14 protein-coding genes and 1 pseudogene are annotated in these 18,852 nt (G+C 71.3%); 4 read left to right on the top strand and 11 right to left on the bottom strand.

Annotated features, from left to right (window positions below; genetic code table 11):
• A partial coding sequence (locus ACFFCA_RS05220; protein WP_375482493.1) for a methylenetetrahydrofolate reductase C-terminal domain-containing protein occupies positions 1-309 on the bottom strand: 309 nt, incomplete at its 3' end.
• Between the two features lie 72 nt (positions 310-381).
• On the opposite strand from ACFFCA_RS05220, the pseudogene ACFFCA_RS05215 reads away from it, so the two are divergent.
• Positions 382-1,521, top strand: a pseudogene (locus ACFFCA_RS05215) (MFS transporter); the annotation flags it as partial.
• 33 nt (positions 1,522-1,554) lie between these two features.
• On the opposite strand, the gene ACFFCA_RS05210 reads toward ACFFCA_RS05215, so the two are convergent.
• Positions 1,555-2,526: a sugar-binding transcriptional regulator gene (locus ACFFCA_RS05210; RefSeq protein WP_375482491.1), complete on the bottom strand. Its 972-nt coding sequence runs from the start codon at positions 2,524-2,526 to the stop codon at positions 1,555-1,557.
• A gap of 127 nt (positions 2,527-2,653) precedes the next feature.
• Here ACFFCA_RS05210 and ACFFCA_RS05205 point away from each other — a divergent pair, with 127 nt between their 5' ends.
• On the top strand, positions 2,654-3,661 hold the full coding sequence (locus ACFFCA_RS05205) for an NAD(P)-dependent alcohol dehydrogenase (protein ID WP_375482499.1): 1,008 nt from the start codon (positions 2,654-2,656) through the stop codon (positions 3,659-3,661).
• Positions 3,662-3,709: 48 nt separating this feature from the next.
• Here the strand turns inward: ACFFCA_RS05205 and ACFFCA_RS05200 are convergent, their stop codons facing one another.
• Positions 3,710-4,510 (bottom strand): MBL fold metallo-hydrolase, encoded by an 801-nt coding sequence (locus ACFFCA_RS05200; RefSeq protein ID WP_375482489.1) that lies wholly within the window; start codon positions 4,508-4,510, stop codon positions 3,710-3,712.
• A 131-nt stretch (positions 4,511-4,641) separates the two neighbouring features.
• Here ACFFCA_RS05200 and ACFFCA_RS05195 point away from each other — a divergent pair, with 131 nt between their 5' ends.
• A complete protein-coding gene (locus tag ACFFCA_RS05195) occupies positions 4,642-5,580 on the top strand; it encodes a zinc-binding alcohol dehydrogenase family protein (protein WP_375482487.1) in 939 nt (312 codons plus the stop codon).
• Between the two features lie 14 nt (positions 5,581-5,594).
• A complete protein-coding gene (locus ACFFCA_RS05190; RefSeq protein WP_375482485.1) occupies positions 5,595-6,569 on the top strand; it encodes an aldo/keto reductase in 975 nt (324 codons plus the stop codon).
• Between the two features lie 52 nt (positions 6,570-6,621).
• Here ACFFCA_RS05190 and ACFFCA_RS05185 read toward each other — a convergent pair whose 3' ends face one another.
• From ACFFCA_RS05185 to ACFFCA_RS05150, 8 genes are all read right to left on the bottom strand, one after another.
• The gene (locus ACFFCA_RS05185) at positions 6,622-7,338 is read right to left on the bottom strand and encodes a hypothetical protein (protein WP_375482483.1); all 717 of its coding nucleotides are present in this window, start codon (positions 7,336-7,338) and stop codon (positions 6,622-6,624) included.
• A gap of 34 nt (positions 7,339-7,372) precedes the next feature.
• Positions 7,373-8,680 (bottom strand): UDP-glucose dehydrogenase family protein, encoded by a 1,308-nt coding sequence (locus ACFFCA_RS05180; protein ID WP_375482482.1) that lies wholly within the window; start codon positions 8,678-8,680, stop codon positions 7,373-7,375.
• Complete coding sequence (locus ACFFCA_RS05175) at positions 8,677-9,642, bottom strand: glycoside hydrolase family 26 protein (protein WP_375482480.1); 966 nt, start codon at positions 9,640-9,642, stop codon at positions 8,677-8,679. The genes ACFFCA_RS05180 and ACFFCA_RS05175 overlap by 4 nt, the downstream gene beginning before the upstream one ends.
• A gap of 17 nt (positions 9,643-9,659) precedes the next feature.
• Positions 9,660-10,421, bottom strand: a complete 762-nt coding sequence (locus ACFFCA_RS05170; protein WP_375482478.1) for a polysaccharide deacetylase family protein — start codon at positions 10,419-10,421, stop codon at positions 9,660-9,662.
• Positions 10,418-14,137, bottom strand: coding sequence for an acyltransferase family protein (locus ACFFCA_RS05165; RefSeq protein ID WP_375482476.1), 3,720 nt, complete (start codon positions 14,135-14,137; stop codon positions 10,418-10,420). Before ACFFCA_RS05165 ends, ACFFCA_RS05170 begins: the two co-directional genes overlap by 4 nt.
• A gap of 656 nt (positions 14,138-14,793) precedes the next feature.
• The gene (locus ACFFCA_RS05160) at positions 14,794-16,869 is read right to left on the bottom strand and encodes a glycoside hydrolase family 26 protein (protein ID WP_375482474.1); all 2,076 of its coding nucleotides are present in this window, start codon (positions 16,867-16,869) and stop codon (positions 14,794-14,796) included.
• A 176-nt stretch (positions 16,870-17,045) separates the two neighbouring features.
• Positions 17,046-17,660: an endonuclease gene (locus ACFFCA_RS05155; RefSeq protein ID WP_375482472.1), complete on the bottom strand. Its 615-nt coding sequence runs from the start codon at positions 17,658-17,660 to the stop codon at positions 17,046-17,048.
• 19 nt (positions 17,661-17,679) lie between these two features.
• Complete coding sequence (locus ACFFCA_RS05150; RefSeq protein ID WP_375482470.1) at positions 17,680-18,849, bottom strand: glycerate kinase; 1,170 nt, start codon at positions 18,847-18,849, stop codon at positions 17,680-17,682.
• Positions 18,850-18,852 lie beyond the last annotated feature (3 nt).

The raw sequence follows: 18,852 nt of genomic DNA, 5'->3' as shown, positions 1-18,852 counted from the left end.
GGGTGGGTAGTCCGGGCGGTTCTGGTGCTCGCCGACCAGCACCGCGCCTGCATGCGGGGCGAGGATGCGGGCGATGTCGCGGGCGACCGGCAGGTCGTAGGGCGGTGCGGTGAAGTCGACGAGCACCCGCGGTGCGGTGACCGACGGCCGCGCCGGCGGCTCGTCCGGCCAGAGCACCAGCGCGTCGAACGAGCACGGGCCGGGCCGCATCTCGCAGGAGCCGTCCTCCCGCACTCCCCCGCACGGGCCGAAGACCATGTGTTTGGGGCACGACGCGTCGACCGTGGGTGGGGCGGCGGATCGGGTCACCGATCATCCTTACCCGCTCTGCTCTTTCTTCCCTATCGAGTCACCCTGTCTCGCTTCTGTTATATTCGAGGCATGTTGACTCGTAATCAACGATCCGTCCTGCCGGGCATCGTCGCGGTCCGCACCGTCGAGGCCCTGGCCAGCAGCGCGATGCTGCCCTTCATCGTCATCTGGGCGCACGAGCACGCCGGGCTCAGCGGTGTCGCGGCCGGTCTGCTGTTCCTCGGGCAGGCCGTGGGCGAGTTCGGCGGTGGGCTGCTCGGCGGCGGGCTGGCCGACCGTCTCGGGCACCGTCGGGTCCTGCTCGTGTCCACGGCGGGGATGGCCCTGGGCTACGGGTTGCTGGCCGTCGCGTCGAGCCCGGCGCCGGCCATCGTGCTGTTCCTGCTCGCCGGCGTCTTCGAGTCGGCGTTCCACCCGACCACCGCCGCCCTGGTCGGCGCGACCACGGACGAGCACCAGCTGACGCGCGCGTTCAGCCTGGTGCGGGTCGGCAGCTACGCCGGACGGATCGCGGGGCCGCTGCTCGGGGCGCTGGCCGCGCTCGCGTCGCTCTCGGCGGTGTTCGCGGTCAGCGGCGCCCTGCTCGCGGTCGCCGTGTTGATCGAGCTGGTCGTACTGCCGTCGGCCGTGCCCCACGTCGACGACGGGGACGACGAACCGGAGCTGCCACCCGGCACCCTGCGCGCGCTGCGCACCGACCGCCGGCTGCTGCTGCTCGTGCTGGGCGGTGGCCTGCTCGCGATCAGCTTCACCTGGTGGGAGTCCGACGGCCTCGTCCTCGTCCGGCAGCAGACCGCCCTGGGGTCGACCGCCTACGCCGCACTGTTCACCGTGGCCGCCGCGATTGTCGTCGTCGGGCAGCTGCCGCTCAACCGTCTCGTCGCCCGCGTCGCCGCGCCACGCCTGCTGCTGGCGGGTGCCCTGCTGCAGGCCGCCGGTCTCGCCGCCCTGGCCGGCGCGCACGGCGGGTACGCGGTGCTCGTCGGGGCCGTCGTCCTGCTGACGATCGGCGAGATGATCTACGGGCCAACCGTGTCGACCGTTATCACGCGCCGGGCCGGGCCGCACCGGCAGGCGTCGTACCAGGCGGCGTTGTCGATCACCGAGGACATCGGCACCGCGGCCGGGCCGGTGAGCGGGCTCGCCGTGGCCCGGGTCGCGGCCGCCGGCGTCACGTGGGTCGTGGCGGCGGCGCTGTCGGCGGCGGCGGGCGTGCTGGGCCGCGTCGCAGCCTCCTCCGGGTCAGGCGGCGACGTCGAGGAGTCGTTCGGCGAAGCTGGCGTGCGTGACCAGGCTGTCGACGTAGCCGCCGCGGATGGCGGCCCGCACGGCGTCGACCTTGTCGTGCCCGTAGGCGACGGCGATCGTGTGCGGGATCGCGCGTAGCGCCGCGGCGTCGATGCCGATGATCCGGTCGCTGACGGCCGTCTGCACCGGCCGGCCGTCCCGATCGATGAACACCCCGGAGATGTCGGCGTGCACGTGTTCACGGAGGATGGCCGCGCGCTCGGGCGGGGTCAGCACCTCGTGCAACGTGGACGCCGGTGGGTTCCAACCGCCGACGCCGACCAGCGCGACCGTGACCTCGGGGTAGGCCTGCATGGCTCGCGCGACCTGCGGCTCGAAACGCAGGGCCGCGGCGACGTGACTGTCCGCGACGAACATCGGGACGTGGTAGGACAGCGCGGTTCCGCCGCCGAGGTCGGCGACGCGTCGAACCAGCTCGACCGAACCGAGCTCGGCCTCGGGCCGGTCGAGCGAGCCGGTCAGCTGGACGACGCGGCACGGCGCGATCGTCCGCAGCCGCGCCGCCGCCGCCAGCACGGAGCGTGCCCACCCGAGACCCAGCGTGTCCTCGGGACGCACGATCCCGGGCAGCAGGTCGGCGGTGGCCTGCCCGAGATAACCTCGCAGCTCCGCGTCGTCGGCGTCGAACACCCCGACGACGACGGCGTGCCGCAGCCCGTACGCGTCCTGCAGGCGGCGGGACAGCTGGGTGTCCACGAGGTCGGGTGCGCTCACGGAGATCTTGACGATGCCGTCGCGGCGTGCGCGGTCGAGGACCCGCGCCACCTTGAACCGACTGAGCTTGAGCTCGGCGGCGATCTCGCTCTTGGACCGGTCGTCGATATAGAAGCGGCGCGCGACCTGCACCGCGAGGGCGTCGTCGTCGAGGTCCGCCCACTGGGCCTGCTGCGTTGAAACCCCGCTCATACGAGCACCCCTTCACCCCTTGTCGACCAAACTGCAGCCTGACAATACTGACCGGCGACCATCAATACCGTAAGAGACAGGTGCTCATTTGAGCAGCAGGACGGTGACCAATATGACGACGACCCGGATGAACGCGGCGGTGCTAACCCGGCCAGGGGTCATCGACGTCGTCACGGACAGACCGGTTCCCGCCCCGGGGCCGCAAGACGTTCTGGTGCAGGTCAGCTCGGTTGGCGTTTGCGGATCGGACGCCCACTACTACCGACACGGTCGGATCGGCAGCTTCGTGGTCAGCGACCCGCTCGTGCTCGGCCACGAGGCGGCCGGGCACATCGTGGCGGTCGGTGATGTGGTGCCGGATGAGCGCATCGGGCAACGCGTGTCGATCGAGCCGCAGCTGCCCTGCCGGGTGTGCGCCCAGTGCACCGCCGGGCGGTACAACCTGTGCCCCGACATGCGCTTTTTCGCGACGCCGCCGGTCGACGGCGCGCTGTGCGACTTCGTCAGTGTGCCGGCGAGTTTCGCCCATCCGGTGCGCGACTCGATCAGCGACGACGCGGCTGCTCTGCTCGAGCCGGTCTCGGTGGGGGTCGCCGCGGTCCGCAAGGCCCACGTCGGGCCCGGCGACCGCGTGCTCATCACGGGCGGCGGCCCGATCGGCGCCATCTGTGCGCAGACGGCGCACGCCTTCGGCGCGCGCGAGATCGTCGTGGTCGAGCCGAATGAGTTCCGGCGCAGCTTCGTCGGCGCGCTTCCCGGCGTGACGGCGGTCGGTCCCGAGCACGACCTCACCGAGCTGCAGGCCGACAGCTTCCTCGAGTGCTCCGGTGCCCAGCCGGCCATCGGGCCGGGCATCGCGGCAGTCCGCCCGGCCGGCACCGTGGTGCTTGTCGGCCTCGGCCTCGGCGACGCCGAGCTGCCCGTTCAGCTGATCCAGAACCACGAGCTCACGCTCACCGGCGTCTTCCGCTACGCCAATACCTGGCCGCTCGCTGAGGCGCTTGTTGGGGACGGCGTGGTCGATGTCGACTCGCTCGTCACCGGGCGGTTCGCCCTGGACGACACCGCGGCCGCGCTGGACAGCGACCGCCGGCCGGACAGCCTCAAGTCGATCATCAGCGTCGGCACGAGGTAGCGGTCACGCCCACAGACCGAGCGGCGGCGGGTGCGGTACCGACGACAGTCAGGCGAGGAGGTCGGTCGTCGCACCCGGCTCGACCACGCGGACCACGCCGCGTGTGCCACGGCGCTCGGCCTCGTCCAGGAAGTCGGTCAGCGGGCTCTTGAAGACGCCGTAGTCGTCGTGGTGGACGGGGACGACGAGGCCGGGGCGCACGAGGTCGAGCAGGTCGGCGCCCTGCGTCGCGTCCATCGTGACGACGAAGCCGCCCGGCAGCGTGGTGCCGCCGAGGTGGAAGACCGCCGCGTCGATGTCCGGGAAGCGCTCGGGGATGGCGCGCAGGTTGTCGACCAGCAGCGTGTCACCGCTGATGTAGAGCCGCAGGATCGGCCCGTCCGGCCCGGCCAGGTCCAGCACGCTGCCCATCACCGGGGGCAGCACATGCCGTGCCAGGCCGACAGCGTGCCGCCCGGGTGTGGCGGTGATGCGCAGCCGGTAGCCGTCGCGCTCGAGCCTCGCGTCCTGCCAGGTCGTCAGCGGGCGCGGGTCGGTGAACCGCTGCCGGCGCAGTGCGCGGGCGGACGCGGGGGTGGTGAAGATCGGCAGGTCGTGCGGCAGCTCGCGCTTGCCCACCCGGTCCCAGTGGTCGCCGTGCATGTGCGACAGCACGATCGCGTCGAGCGCCGGCAGGTCACCGACGGACAGCGCGGGCTCGGTGCGCCGGGTCGACGTCAGGCCCAGCCCGAGGTAGGCGCGCTGACCCCGGTGCAGGAAGTTCGGATCGGTGAGCAGGGTGAACGGGCCGAGTTCGAGCAGCACGGTGGCCGTGCCGATGAACGTCAGGCGGCACTGTGCGGTGGGCATGAAAGGACCTCGTCACGGCCGATGCGGCACGTCCATTTTGACGGTGCAGGCCTACCGGTTCGTCTACCCCGGCCGTGCCCACCCGAACCGCAGGCGGAATGAGCCCCCACCGCCGGGTGGTTGGCGCAAACATGAGAGCAATCGGAGTGACCACCTACGGCGGCCCGGACGCCCTGCACGAACTCGACGTCCCGGCCGAGCCCCTCGGCGCCGGCGAGGTGCGCATTCGCGTGACCGCGACTGCCGTCAGCCCCACCGACACCGGCGTGCGCAGCGGGATGCGCGACGACAAGCCTGAGGCCGCCGCGCCGGGCGCGGTGCCCGGCATGGACGCCGCCGGCGAGGTCGTCGAGGTCGGTGCCGACGTCGATACGGGCGTCGCCCCCGGCGACCGCGTCATGGCCGTGGTGCTGCCGAAGGGGCCGCACGGCGCGTACCGGAGCGACCTCGTCGTCCCGGCGCAGTCCGTGGTGGCCGTCCCGGCCGGCACGTCCGACGTCGAGGCGTCGACCCTGCCCATGAACGGCCTCACCGCGCGGTTCGCGATCGACTCGCTGCAGCTGCAGCCCGGCCAGGTGCTCGCCGTCACGGGGGCGGCCGGCGCGTTCGGCGGTTACGTGATCCAGCTGGCCAAGGCCGACGGGCTGACGGTCGTGGCCGACGCCTCGGACGACGACCGCACGCTGATCGAGCAACTGGGGGCGGACGTCGTGCTGCCCCGCGGCGACGACTACATCGACGCGCTGCGCTCGCGGTACCCCGACGGCGTCGACGGTCTGGCCGACGGCGCGCTGTTCAACGAGTCGGCGCTGCCGGCGGTCAAGGACGGCGGACGGATGGCCACCGTCCGCGGGTACGACGGCAAGGGTCAGGACCGCGTCACGGTCATCCCGGTGATGGTGTTCGACCATGCGCTGGACCGGCCCGCGCTCGACCGGCTGCGGCAGCAGGTCGAGGACGGCGTGCTCACCCTGCGCGTCGCCGACACCCTGCCCGCCGCCCAGGCCCCTGAGGCGCACCGACGGCTCGAAGCCGGCGGCGTCCGCGGCCGCCTGGTCCTGCAGTTCTGACGAGAGGCTGACCCATGAAGTACCGCGAGCTCGGCACCACCGGCCTGGACGTGTCCGCGATCTGTCTCGGCTGCATGAGTTACGGCGACCCCGAGCGCGGGGCGCACCCGTGGTCGCTCGGCGAGGACGGCGCGCTGCCGTTCTTCCGGCAGGCGATCGACGCCGGCATCAACTTCTTCGACACCGCCAACACCTATTCGGCCGGGTCGAGCGAGGAGATCACCGGACGTGCGCTGCGCGAGTACGCCGACCGCGACGAGATCGTGCTGGCCACCAAGGTGTTCATGCCGGTTGACGGCGACGGCCCCAACTCCAAGGGCCTGTCGCGCAAGGCCATCTTCTCGGCCATCGACGCCAGCCTGCGCCGCCTGCAGACCGACTACGTCGACCTGTACCAGATCCACCGGTGGGACCCGACCGTGCCGATCGAGGAGACCCTCGAGGCGCTGCACGACGTCGTCAAGGCGGGCAAGGCCCGCTACATCGGCGCGTCGTCGATGTGGGCGTGGCAGTTCAGCAAGGCGCTGCACGTCTCGGACACGCACGGGTGGACGCGGTTCGTCACCATGCAGGACCACTACAACCTGCTCAACCGCGAGGAGGAGCGCGAGATGCTCCCCCTCTGTGCGGCGGAAGGCATCGGAGTCATCCCGTGGAGCCCGCTGGCCCGCGGCAAGCTGACGCGCGACTGGGACGACACCACGACCCGCTCCGAGTCCGACGAGTTCGGCCGCACGCTGTATCTCGACGGCGACAAGCAGATCGTCGACGCCGTCGCGTCGGTGGCGTCGTCGCGTGGTGTCTCCCGCGCACAGGTGGCGCTCGCGTGGGTGCTGGCCAACCCGGTGGTGAGTGCCCCGATCGTCGGGGCGACCAAGGCGAACCATCTGGAGGACGCGGTAGCGGCCGTCGATCTCGAGCTGACCGATGACGAGATCGCACAGCTGACCGAGCACTACACCCCGCACGAGGTCGTCGGCTTCCGCTGACCCGTGCGCCGACGACGGCGGCAACCCGGCATCGGGTTGCCGCCGCCGTCGCTCACGCGGGGACGAACGGTGGCTGCGCCCCGGACGCGAAGTCGTACGGCGACGCGGTGTAGCTGCCCTTGACGGGAACCGTCGGGTAGTCGCCGATGTCCTGCCCACGGGGGTTCAGCAGCGTCACCTGCACGGTGATCCGGCTCAGCACGAACCCGGACCGCTCCACCGCCTCGCCCGCACCGCACTTGAGGTCGACCAGGTCCGGCCAGCGCAGGTTGGGCGAGTGTGCGAAGTAGAACGCACTCACCGTCGCCCGTCCCCAGGACGTCGTGGTGGCCGGCGGCGGCCCGGCGAGGTAGGTGCCCTGGGTGGCGCCGTCCCCGTGCAGGGTCACCCGGCGGTCCGGGCGCGGATCCTTCACCAGCGTCGTCCAGTTGGTGCAGACGAAACTCTCGTTGTAGTGCAGGGTGAACTGCGCGGTCACCGGGACGCCGGGACGCAGCCCGCGGATGCGTGCGCCGAGCTGCACGTAGCCGAAGCACGGATGGTCGCCATTGCCGAGGCTGACCAGCTGGCACGGGTTGGCATCGTCAACCTGCGGCACCCAGTAGGTCAGGTGCGGGGTGACGATGACCGGCCCGTGCACGTCGGGGGCGGGCAGGTTCGTGGGAATGACGGCGTGGGCCTGGGCCGGTGTCGTGCCGGCGAGAACACCGGCCAGCAGGGTGCAGACGGCGAGCAGGGCGGCGACGATGCGCGCCCGGGGTACGGCCATGACTTCTCCTTGATCGTGAAGAACGAGCCGGCCGTCAGGGCCGACCCAGTGCGCGGAACAGCCAGCCCTCCTCTCGCCAGTGCTGCGGGTCGAGGGCGTTGCGCCCGTCGACGATGCGGCGCTGCGCGACCGTGTCGGCCAGCGCGCCGGGCAGGAGGTGGCGGAACTCGTCCCACTCGGTCAGATGCAGCACCACGTCGGCATCGCGGCACGCGTCCAGGGCCGTGGCCGAGTAGGCCAGCGTCGGGTGGCGGTCCTTGGCGTTCGCCATCGCCTCGGGGTCGTAGGCGCGGACCGCCGCCCCAGCCTGCTGCACGGCCACCGCCACGTCGAGCGCCGGCGAATCGCGGATGTCGTCGCTGTTCGGCTTGAAGGACAGGCCGAGGACGGCGACGCGCCTACCGGCCAGCGAGCCGTCGCACAGCTCACGGGCCAGGTCGACCATGCGCGCCCGGCGACGCAGGTTGATGTCGTCGACGCTCTTGAGGAACGTCAGGGCCTGGTCGACACCCAGCTCGCCGGCGCGGGCCATGAAGGCGCGGATGTCCTTCGGCAGGCACCCGCCGCCGAAACCGAGCCCGGCGTGCAGGAATCGGTGCCCGATCCGGGCGTCGTGGCCGATGGCCTCGGCCAGCTTGGTGACGTCCGCACCCGTCACCTCGCAGATCTCGGCCATCGCGTTGATGAAGCTGATCTTGGTGGCCAGGAACGAGTTCGCCGCGACCTTGACCAGCTCCGCGGTCGGGAAGTCACACGTGATGAGCGGCGTGCCGCGGCCCACGATGGCGGCGTACGCGTCCAACAGCGCGGCGCCCCCGTGCTCGGGGCCGCTGGGGTCGACGCCGAGCACGATGCGGTCCGGGTGCAGGGTGTCCTGGACCGCGAAACCCTCACGCAGGAACTCCGGGTTCCACACCAGGGCGGCCCCCGCAGCGCGCAACGGGCCCGCCAGCACGGCTGCCGTCCCGACCGGCACGGTGGACTTGCCGACCACCGTCGCGCCGGGACGTACCCGAGCGGTGACGGATGCGAACGCGGCCTCGACGTAGCGCAGATCCGCCGCGAGCTCGCCGGGACGTTGCGGTGTCCCTACGCAGACGAAGTGCAGATCGGCGAAGTCGACGGCCTCGTCCACGGACGTGGTGAAGCGCAACGCGCCGCCGTCGACGTGGCGTTGCAGCAACTCGGGCAGGCCGGGCTCGTGGAAGGGGACTCGCCCGCTCCGCAGGGTGTCGATCTTCGCCGCGTCGACGTCCACGCCGACGACCTCGTGGCCGAGCTCGGCCATCGCTGCGGCATGCGTGGCACCGAGGTAACCGGTGCCGATGACGGACATTCTCATGGACGATCCTTTCCGGACGGTGACGGACGCAGGGCCCGGAGACCGCGTGCGAATGCGGCCCGCTCCGTGGCGTCGTCGAGTGAGTAGGTGCCGGTCGCACCGGTCGATGCCGGTGACGTGTCGAAGTAGACGAACCCGGCGATGCCCGGATGCGTGCGCAGGTAGGTACCGAGCGCGGCGAGCCAGGTCGTCTTGTCCTTGCCGTCGCTGCCGATCTCGCTCAGCACGATCGGCAGGTGGGTCAGCGCATGCAACCGGGTGATGGTCGGGTCGAAGGTCGCGGCCGGCTGCGCGTCGGCGTGCTCGTAGCCGGTGAGACCCACGTAGTCGACGACGTCGTCACCCGGGTACAGCGGGGCGAGTTCGGAACTCGCGCCGGGGTTCTGCACCGCGACGGGTGACCACACCCAGCGCGCGTGCAGGCCGGGGACGTGGTCGAACAGCTGGTGCACGTGTCGCCAGGACCGCACGTAGTCGGCCGCCGTGTTGCCGTCGACGCCGATGCCCCACGGGTACCAGCCGGCGTTCATCTCGTGTGCGAACCGCAGGTAGAACGGCGCCTTGTACGTCGCCAGCATCCGGGCCTGCTCGAGCAGCTGTGCGTCGAACTCGCCGGCGAGCAAGTGACGCAGGGAGTCCCGTGGGTCCGGCACACCGTTGCGAGCCCCGAGATGCCAGGGCTCCAGCGTGATGAACGGCGTGAGGCCCGCCGCGTGCATCGCCGTCATCTTCTGCGCCGTCGTCGTGGTGTCCAGGCGGATGAACGCGCTGAACACCGTCGGTCGCACGCCGACGTCGCGGCTCAGCTGCCGCTCCCGACTCAGCGAGGCGTTCGGTTCGTTCAACCCGTAGAACGGACGGTGCCCGACCGGCGTGGTCACCGGAGCCGCGCAGGACGCGAGCACCAGAACCGCGAGCACCAGAACCGCGAGCACCAGAACCGCGAGAAGCGGGGCAAGCAAGACTGCGGCACCACGTCTCACGCACCGACGCTCCGGCTGGTACCGAACATCTGGTCCAGCGTCACGGGTTGCAGCCCACGTTCCCGGATGAGGGCGGTGAGTTGCGGGTAAAGCCGGGTGACGGTGCCGACGTTGGCGTGGCCGACGACGACGGCTCCGGGCAGCAACGCCTTGCGGGCGTTGATCATCAACTGCGTCGCACTCACTGGAGCGGCGTCCTCGAACGAGCCCTGCCACATCAGGATCCGCGTGAACCCGAGGCTGCCGGCGATGGCGTCGGTGCGTGCGTCGCGCAATCCCGACGGCGGCCGCAGGTAGGGGCGGGACGTGACGCGGAACGTCTTCTCGATCCAGTCCTCGTTGCGTTCGATCTCCGAACGCACCTGCGCATCGCTGCACTGCGTCAGCAGGCGATGGTGGAAGGTGTGGTTCGCGATCTGCACCTGACCCTTGTCGATCAACGGACGCAACGCCTTGACGTGCCGCTGCCAGGTGTCGGCCAGCCGACCGATGGGGTCGAAGGTCAGGGCCAGTCCGGTGTCGCTGGCCAGCCGGACGTAGGCGGCCAGCGTCTCTGGGTCGAACCCGTCGTCGACGGTCAGCGCGATCTGGTGTCCGGGCCCGGGCGCTCGGGTGACCGACGCTGCCGGTCCGGGGACGGCAGGGGGAATCTCGGGTTTCCTCGGCCCGGACGGCCCGCACCCGCCCAGCACCGTGACCGCCGCACCGAGGGCGAGCATCCCGAGGAAGTCCCGGCGGCCGTGACCGCGGGCGGTCACGACGCCCGCGCATGGAAGAGCGGCAAGGTCATCGGCGCGAGGAACCGGCTGTAGCTGGCGCTCATGTGCGAGGCGTCGCGGTAGGCCAGGATGTTGCCGATCACCATCGGGCACTTGGCCGCGGTGCACAGCCAGTCGGCCGGCTCCACCGTCGTGACGTGCGCAGCGGCCAGGGTGCTGGCCATGGCCTCGTGGCGTCCCTTGTATGTGTAGATGGAGTCGCCCTTGCGGCTGCGGATGCACTTGCTGACGTCGTCGATGTGTTCGGCCACGCAGTCCGGCCCGCTGCTCATCGGCACTGGGGTGTCCATCACGTAGACCGCACGTAGTCCCTCGTCGGAGAACACGGTCATGGCCTTCGCGGTGGCATCGGCCCACGTCGTGTTGGAGAACTGCGTGCCAGGCACGTTGTCGCTCTGCGAGGCAACCACGATGTCCGGGTCCAGCTGCTTGATTCGGCCCATCGTGATCTTGCGCCACGTGTCGCACTCCTTGAACTCGCGGTGCAGCGCGTCGTTGGTGAGGTGCAGGTCCGCGATCGAGCAGGCCGCCTTGGTCCACGCCACCACCCGCCAGTGGACGAGCTTGGCCTCGCGGTCCAACGCGGGCAGCCACTGTTGGGCGTGCGAGTCGCCGACGAGCGCGAGCGTGTGCACGCCCTGCGGGTCTCCGAACACGCAGGCCGGTTGCTTGACGACCAGGAAGTCGGCGTGGCAGCCGTCGTGGTCGCTCACCGGCACGTCGTGCGGGGCGTTCTGCAGGTTAGGAGTCAGGTTCGCGGGCACGTGCTTGATGCCCAGCGATGCGCCGACGGTGTTCTGCAGCGTGCGGCTGTCGGCCTGGCCGACCACGGTGGACGTCGAACCGACGTTCAGGCTCGGCAACGACTGCGAGACCGCTTGCGCAGACCCGACGACCAGCGCCGCGACCAGGACACCGCCGAGCGCCCAACGGGACTGCCGTAACCGGCCGCGCTGCGTCGGGCGCTCGAGCAGGTGCAGGGTGAGTACCGCGAACCACAGGGAGAGACCGGCGAGTTCGAGGTTGAGCTTCCAGGTGAACTCGTAGCCGAAGGCGACCGGGACAATGATCAACATCGGCCAGTGCCACAGGTACCAGGCGTAGGAAAGCTTGCCGACCTGCTGCACGGGCGGCACCCGCAGCACGCGCTCGACGCCCCACCGCACCGGTACGGGCCGACATCCTGCCGCGATGACGAGCGCCGTAGCCAGCACCGGCAACAGGGCGGCGGTGCCGGGAAACGCCGTGCCGTCGTTGTAGTGGAAGGCGGACCAGACGACACCGGCGACGCCCAGCCAGGACGCGACGCCGGCGACGGCCGTGGGCACGCGCCCCAGGGCCGTCACGACGACGGCGACGAGCGCACCCACACCGAGCTCCCAGGCCCGCGTGTGGATCGCGAAGTAGGCCAGCGGCGGATTGGACGCGGTCTGGGTCACCGACAGCCAGAGCGAGACACCGACGACCAGGCTCACCGCGACGAGCACGACGCGACGGAAATGACGGCGTCCCAGCCAGGCGCACAGCGCGATCAACACGGGCCAGAAGATGTAGAACTGCTCCTCGACCGCCAGCGACCAGAAGTGCTGCAGCGGGGACGGCGTCTCGGTCGCCTGCTGGTAGTTGACTCCCTCGGCGGCCAGCCGGTAGTTGATCCCGTAGTAGGCGGTGGCGATTGCGTCTTTGACGACTTTCTGCACCTGGAAGATCGACAGGAACTGGCGCGCAGCCAGCACGGTCACCACCGTGACGAGGGCGGCGGCGGGCAACAGGCGTCGGATGCGTCCGACATAGAAAGCGACGAAGTGGATCCGGCGCCGTTCCTCGACCTGGCGCAGCAACTGCCCGGTGATCAGGAAGCCCGAGATGACGAAGAAGACGTCGACACCGACGTAACCGCCGGTCAGGCCGGGCACATCGGCGTGGTAGAGCACGACGAGGGTCACCGCCACCGCGCGCAGACCCTGGATGTCTGGTCGCCACCGACGCGGTCCGTCGGCGGCCGGGTGCTGCCCGGTGCCGATCGTCTCGCGCACCGGCGCCCGCTTCTCGGTGACGCTGGCCGACGCCGGGCGCCCGGCTCGTGCGGCGGCCGCCCGCTCGGCGCGCCGGGCGGCTCGCGACGCCTGCCGTTCGGCGCGGGTGGTGCCGGTGCGCACGAACAGCAACGGCAGCTGCACCCACGACGCGACGACGGCCAGCGCGATCATGGCCCAAAACGACGCCAGGCCGTAGGCCCGCACGCCCTCGACGAGCCCGAACCAGATGAGCACCTGGGTGACCAGGACCCACGTCTTCATGACCCGTCCGACGGTGACCGCGATGGGCGTGCTGCGGCTCGTCGAGGCCCCGGTCGCCACCCAGTCCTTGGTGCGACCGGTGAGCACATGCACGATCGCGACGGCGTGGGCGAAGGAGTACATGGCCTGCACGCGCAGCACGTCGAGGCGCCAGCGTCCGCGCATCACGCACGGCAGGATCACGAGCCACAGCAGGACGGCACCCAGCAGCCAGACCGAGTTCATCGGCTTCACCCAGCGCGGCAGCAGGTACAACATCGTCAGCGCCGGGACGGGCGCGAGGAAGGCGTTGACCGCGGTCGAGATGTAGTACAGGAAGCCGGCCCAGAAGCACAGCCGTTGCCGGCCGCGCACCTGCGCGGCGGCGTGGAAGGACGGGTCGCGCAGCAGCGACATGCTGCCGGAGCACCACCGGTACTGCTGGTTGAGGAAGGCCCGCGCCGTGTCGGGGCAGATCCCGCGTGACACCACGACCGGCACGTAGCGCACGACGAAGCCGACCTTGAGCATCTTCACGCCGGTGTGGACGTCCTCGGAGTGCCCGATCTGGGCGAAGCCACCGGCCGAGTCCAGCGCGGCGCGGCGATAGATCGCGCAGGTGCCCACGCAGATGGCGGCGTCGACGGCGTCCCGGCTGGGTTGGATCATCCGGTAGAACAACTCCTGGGTGGCCCCGGCGCACCGCTGCAGCCAGCCCATCCGTCGTGACGTCTCGAAGTACTGTGGCGACTGCACGATGCCGACCGTCGGGTCGTCGAAGTACGGCACGAGCTCGTGCAGGAAGTCCGGGCGGGGCACGAAGTCCGCGTCGAGGATCACGATGAGGTCGCCGGCGCTGTTCTCGTAACCGTGCCGGAGGTTGCCGGCCTTCTTCAGGAAGCCCCGGTTGGGGCGCACGGAGTAGCGGAAACCGTGCACGTCGGCCAGCTCGCGGACGGCCTCGCGGGCGCTGTCGTCGAGCACGTGCACGGTGACCTCGGCGGGCCACGCCAGCCGGCTGACGTGCTCGTAGGTGTTGGCCAGCAGGTCGAGCGGTTCGCCCGCGCTGGGCAGGAAGACGTCGACGCTCGGGTGGGTACCCGGCGCGTACTGCGACACGAGCAGTTCGTGGTCGACCCGGTCGGTGCGGCGGCGGTGGGTGCTCGACGCGAGCGACACCGCTAGGGCGACGGCGTAGAGCGAGGTAGGAACGAGGAACAGCACCAGGCGGTCGTCGGCCGTGGCGAAGCGGCCGACGCTGTAGGCGATGAGGCAGAACGAGATTGCCTGCAGGGCGAGCAGCCAGCGGTTCTGCCGGCCGAAGTAGCTGTACTTCTCCTTGTCGTCCGGGGGCGACGGTAGGTGCGCCGTGGTACCCGGTGTTTCCGGGGCAGGGGCGATCGTGCTCTGGGACATGAGGGGCCATCCTTGGCAGCTGGGGTGGCGGGGGCCACGGCAAAGGGTGTGCTCCGGCGAATGCGCGCCCGCCGAATGGGCGCGGGTCGTCGAAGAGACGTGCCGGATCGGCGCCGGCACGGAGATCCCGATGCGCCCACGACACCCGGCAGCGTCGAGGAACGAATCGGTTATTTCGAGGTCAACCTATAGTGACTCAGAGTGCCGAGACAACTCCATACAGTGTTTGTAACCGACAGAAACGTGATGTTTACCGGGTACTTCCTGTGCCGCCAACACGTGCGTCACGGGTACTCCGTCGTCTCGTCCGGCGCATACTGCCCGGGTGCGCAGAGGGGTGCGGTCGAGGCGTGCCGAGCAAGCGGCGGCACCGGACTCAGCCCTGCCGGATTCAGCGGTCAGTCGGACATCGCAGCCGGACGCAGCGTTGCCGGACGTGTCGGTACCGGTGCGCGCCCGGCCCGGCCGGTGTCCCGCCTGCGCCCACGAGGCCCACCGGTCTTCCGGGCGGGTGTGGCCGGCGCGCCGGAACGACCCACGTCCGGCGACCTGCCGGATGGCCGACGGCGTGGATGATCCGTCCGGCTGGCCGACCGAGTGCGGGTGCACCGACCCGTTCCACGGCTCCTGAGCGCGGCCGCCCGACGCGGCGGGCGTCAAGCCGGCAGGAACCTGCCGGTGACGCTGAGAGACCGCGCGGCGGCGTTGACCGCACGCAGGCTCCACGACGCGCTGTACCCGCTCGCCAACCCGGTCACCGTCATCGTCGACGCGCCGGTCACCGGATAGGTGGTGGGGCCGACCGTCAGCTGCCAGCCCGTCGCCCCTGCCGGCAGCGCGGGAAAGGTGAAGGTGGCGCCCCCACGGACCGGCACGACCGTCGGCACGACCGGGGCGTCCAGCGCGACGAAGCTGCCGCTGGAGGCCGAGCCCGCCGACCCCCAGCCGGCGACGCCGCCACTGCCCGCGGCGGGGGCCAAGGACCAGGTGTGCGTGGTGCCGGGGCGCAGGACGGTGGACGACGTCCACGTCGTGCCGGTGACGGGCAGCGTGGTGGTCGTGCCGTCGAGGGTCAGCAGCCAGGCCTGCGCCCCGGTGGGCACCCGGGGCAGCTGGAACACGGCGGTCCCACCGGTGACGACGAGGTACGGGGTGGACGGTCCGGCCATCGGCACCGCCGTGAGCGACACCGGCTGCGACACCACGGTGCTGGTGCCGGCGACGTCGGCCGCCGACAACTGCACCTGGTAGCTGCCGCCGTTGATCAGGTTCAGCAACCAGTACGTCGACGTGGCGACCGGGATCGGCACCATCTGCTTGCCGTCCAGGCTGAGCAGCCAGTGGGTGGCACCGAACGGTGCCGGCGGGAAGGAGACCTGCAGCGCGCCGCCGACCGCGGTTACGGTCGGCGCGGCAGGGGCGTCCGGCGTCATCTGCACGGCGGCGGTGGCGTTCGACCAGGCATCCGCCGAGCCGGCCGCATTCGTCGCGTGCTCCCGGTAGCGCAGGTAGTCGTGCCAGTCAGCGCGCTGGACCGTGTACCCGGCACCCGCGCCGGTGACTGCAGTGCACGACGTGGTGTCGGTCGGCGTCGTGCAGCGGTACCAGTGCCCGGTGACGGTCGGCGCAGCCGCAAGACCGGCCCGCCACGTGCCCGGCGTCGCCGAGACCGCGGCACCCACGCGCGGGGTGCCGGTCGTCACGGGCACGGATTGGTACAGCGGTGGCAACGCCGTCGTCCCGCTGGCGCCGGGGACGCTCACCCACGGCGTGGCCAGCTGCGCGGCGAGGGCCGAACGGCCGGCGGGGTCGGCGTCCACCCGCCAGTCCTTCGTGCCCGACTCCTCGAACCACACGATGCCGGCGAGTCGCGGGGTGTGCAGCAGGCCGCCGACCAGGTCGGCGATCTGGGCCGGGCGGGTCGGCCCGGGGGCGACGCCGGTCTCGGCGAAGACGAGAGGCTTGTCGGCGGCGAAGGTGTTCAGGTCGGCCTGCACGGGATTCCAGAGTGCGGCGAAGGTGTCGGTCGCGTTGGGCAGGTAGAGGTCCGGAGCCACCCAGTCCACGTAGGCCGATCCGGGGTACAGCGAGCCAAGTGACCCCGAGGACCCCGGGGACGCCGCGCCGGCGACGACCGCCGGCGACCACATCCAGATGACGTTCGTCGCGCCGGCCGCGGTCACGACATCGTGGACGTGGCGGTAGGCGGCGACATATTGCGCGTCGGTGTTGCCGTTGACGCCCCTCCCCCACGGGAACCAGCCGGCGTTCATCTCGTGCGCGAAGCGAACCGCGACGTGCCCGGGCACCGCGGCCAACGCCTTGGCCTGGGCGATCAGGTAGGTGTCGAAGGCCCCCGACGCGATGGCGGTCAACGGGTAGGGATTGGCACCGGTGTTGCCTCTGACGTCCGGCGACCACGTCAGCATCGGCAGGCGGTGCGCGTCGGCCAGCGCCGTCAGGCCGGTCCGGTCGAGCTGGTCGCCGAAGGCGGCGAAGTAGTTCGCGATCGTCGGCTGCCTGGCGACGTCGGTGCCGAATGCCTGCAGGCCGGCCAGGTCACGGGGCAGCCCGGGCAGCGAGGCGCCGAAGTAGACCGACGACGGGCAGATGACCGGGTCGGAGCAACTCGGTGCCGCGCCGGCCGGTGACGCCGGGACGAGCAACACCGACAGCGCGAGCCCGCTCCCTACGAGGGCGGCGACGAGGCGGCGAAGAAGGCGAGCAGCCATCGGCTGGCTCCTGACGAAAGGGCACCGGTGGGTGCGGCGGGCCGATCACCGACGCCATCCCCCGCGTGAATTCGGTGTGAGCTCGCTATACCCAGTTCAGGTCGATGTGTCCCACTCTGCCCACGCCTGGTGATCCGGTTGATTCTTGCGAAGGAGCGGATTCCGTCGGATGGTGATCACGCGCGCCGGTCGGCCATGTCGGCGAACAGCAGCGCCGCGCCGACCCTCGACAGGTCGTCGGTACCTGCAGCCCGGGCCAGCTTCGTGACGTCCGCGGGCAGCCCGCGCTTGCGGGCGAGTTCGAGCACCCGCCGGTCGGCGAACGGACGCAGGCCCGGCCACACGGCCTGGACCTCACGGCAGAAGATGTCGACACCCAGCGGCCCGATGCAGGTGAACGCCTGGATCGCGTCGCGGATCGCGGTGACGTCGTCACTGCCGTCACGCAGCCGGCGGAGGTCGCCGCCGTAGCGGTCCTGGGCCTCCTCGGCGAGCTGTCCGAGCTGGCGGGCCGTCTGCTGGGTGCGCAGATACTTGCTGTCCGTCAGCAACTGCCACCGGGTGTCCTGGCCGGCGTCGCGCAGCTTTGCCGCCGTCGTCAGCCCGGCGTCGCCCAGCGCCCGCGCCGTCCGCAACCCGAGTCGCGGGTCGAGGTTGGCCGACAGCAACGAGGTGAGCACCAGCAGCCGGAACAACGGTGCAGGTGTGTCCTTGAGCGTGATGCCGGCTTCCTCGGCGAAGGTCGAGCCGTGCTCGTCCAGCAGGCTGCGGATGTCCGAGGAAGCGCTCACGCATGCGGCGTACCCGGACTCAGCGATCCGTGCGCAGGGCGGCCAGGTCCTGATCGACGACCCGCCGACCGACGACGGTCAACAGCTCCGCCGCCTGGTCCAGGCTGTCCTGCTCGGAGCGCGCCAGCTCGCTGACGGTGTGCACGGCCGCGAACCCGGCGGGCCGCCACTCGTCGGGCGAGAGCAGCGACCGGCCGCATACCGCGACGACCGGCGTTCCGGCCCGCTGCGCCAGGCGGGCGATGCCCACCGGCGCCTTGCCCCGCAAGGTCTGCCGGTCGAGCGAACCCTCGCCGGTGACGACCAGGTCCACCTCCGGCAGCATGCCGTGCAGGTCGTACAAGGTGGCGACCAGTTCGACGCCGCGGATGACGTCGGCGGCCAGCGCAGCCACGCAGGCGAACCCGGCACCGCCCGCGGACCCAGCCCCCGGGGTGTCTCGGTGCCGGGTCCCGGTGGCGTCGTCCAGCAGGTCGGCCCAGCGGGCCAGCGCGAGGTCGACGCGCCGGACGTCGGCGGGCGTCAGGCCCTTCTGCGGCCCGAACACGGCGGCCGCTCCGTCCGGTCCGGTGAGCGGGTTGTCGACGTCGCACACGACACGGAGGTCGCAGCCGGCCAGGTCGGGTCGCAGGCCGTCGAGGTCCACCGCGACGACGTCCGAGACCGCGACGCCCGGGTCCGCGACCCGGCCCTCGTGCGTCGTGAGCCGAGCGCCGAGGGCCTGCAGCAGCCCGGCGCCGCCGTCGGTGGTGGCGCTGCCGCCGAGGCCGACGATCACCTCGGTGCAGCCGGCGTCCAGCGCCGCGGCGACGAGCAGCCCGGTGCCGAACGTGCTGGCCCGTTCCGCCTGGTGCTCGCCCGACACCAGGTGCAGGCCGGACGCCGCCGCCAGCTCCAGCACGGCTCGCGTACCGCGCTGGGCCCAGCGGGCCTCGGCCGGCTCACCGTGCGGGCCGCTGACGTGTGCGAGCCGCGCATCGAAGCCGGCGGCGAGCGCCACGTCGACCGTTCCCTCGCCGCCGTCGGCGACCGGCACCGTCCGCACGTCCAGTGCCGGCATCGCGGCCCGCATCCCGCGGCCGATAGCGGCAGCCACCTCGTCGGCGGTCAGGCAGCCCTTGAACTTGTCGACGGCCAGCAGAACGATGTCGCGCCGCTCGTCGCGGCCCGACGGAGATCGTTCACGCATACG

This window comes from uncultured Jatrophihabitans sp. (genome assembly GCF_964252635.1).
Lineage (GTDB): Bacteria > Actinomycetota > Actinomycetes > Mycobacteriales > Jatrophihabitantaceae > Jatrophihabitans.
This window is presented reverse-complemented; position numbering and strand designations above follow the sequence as displayed.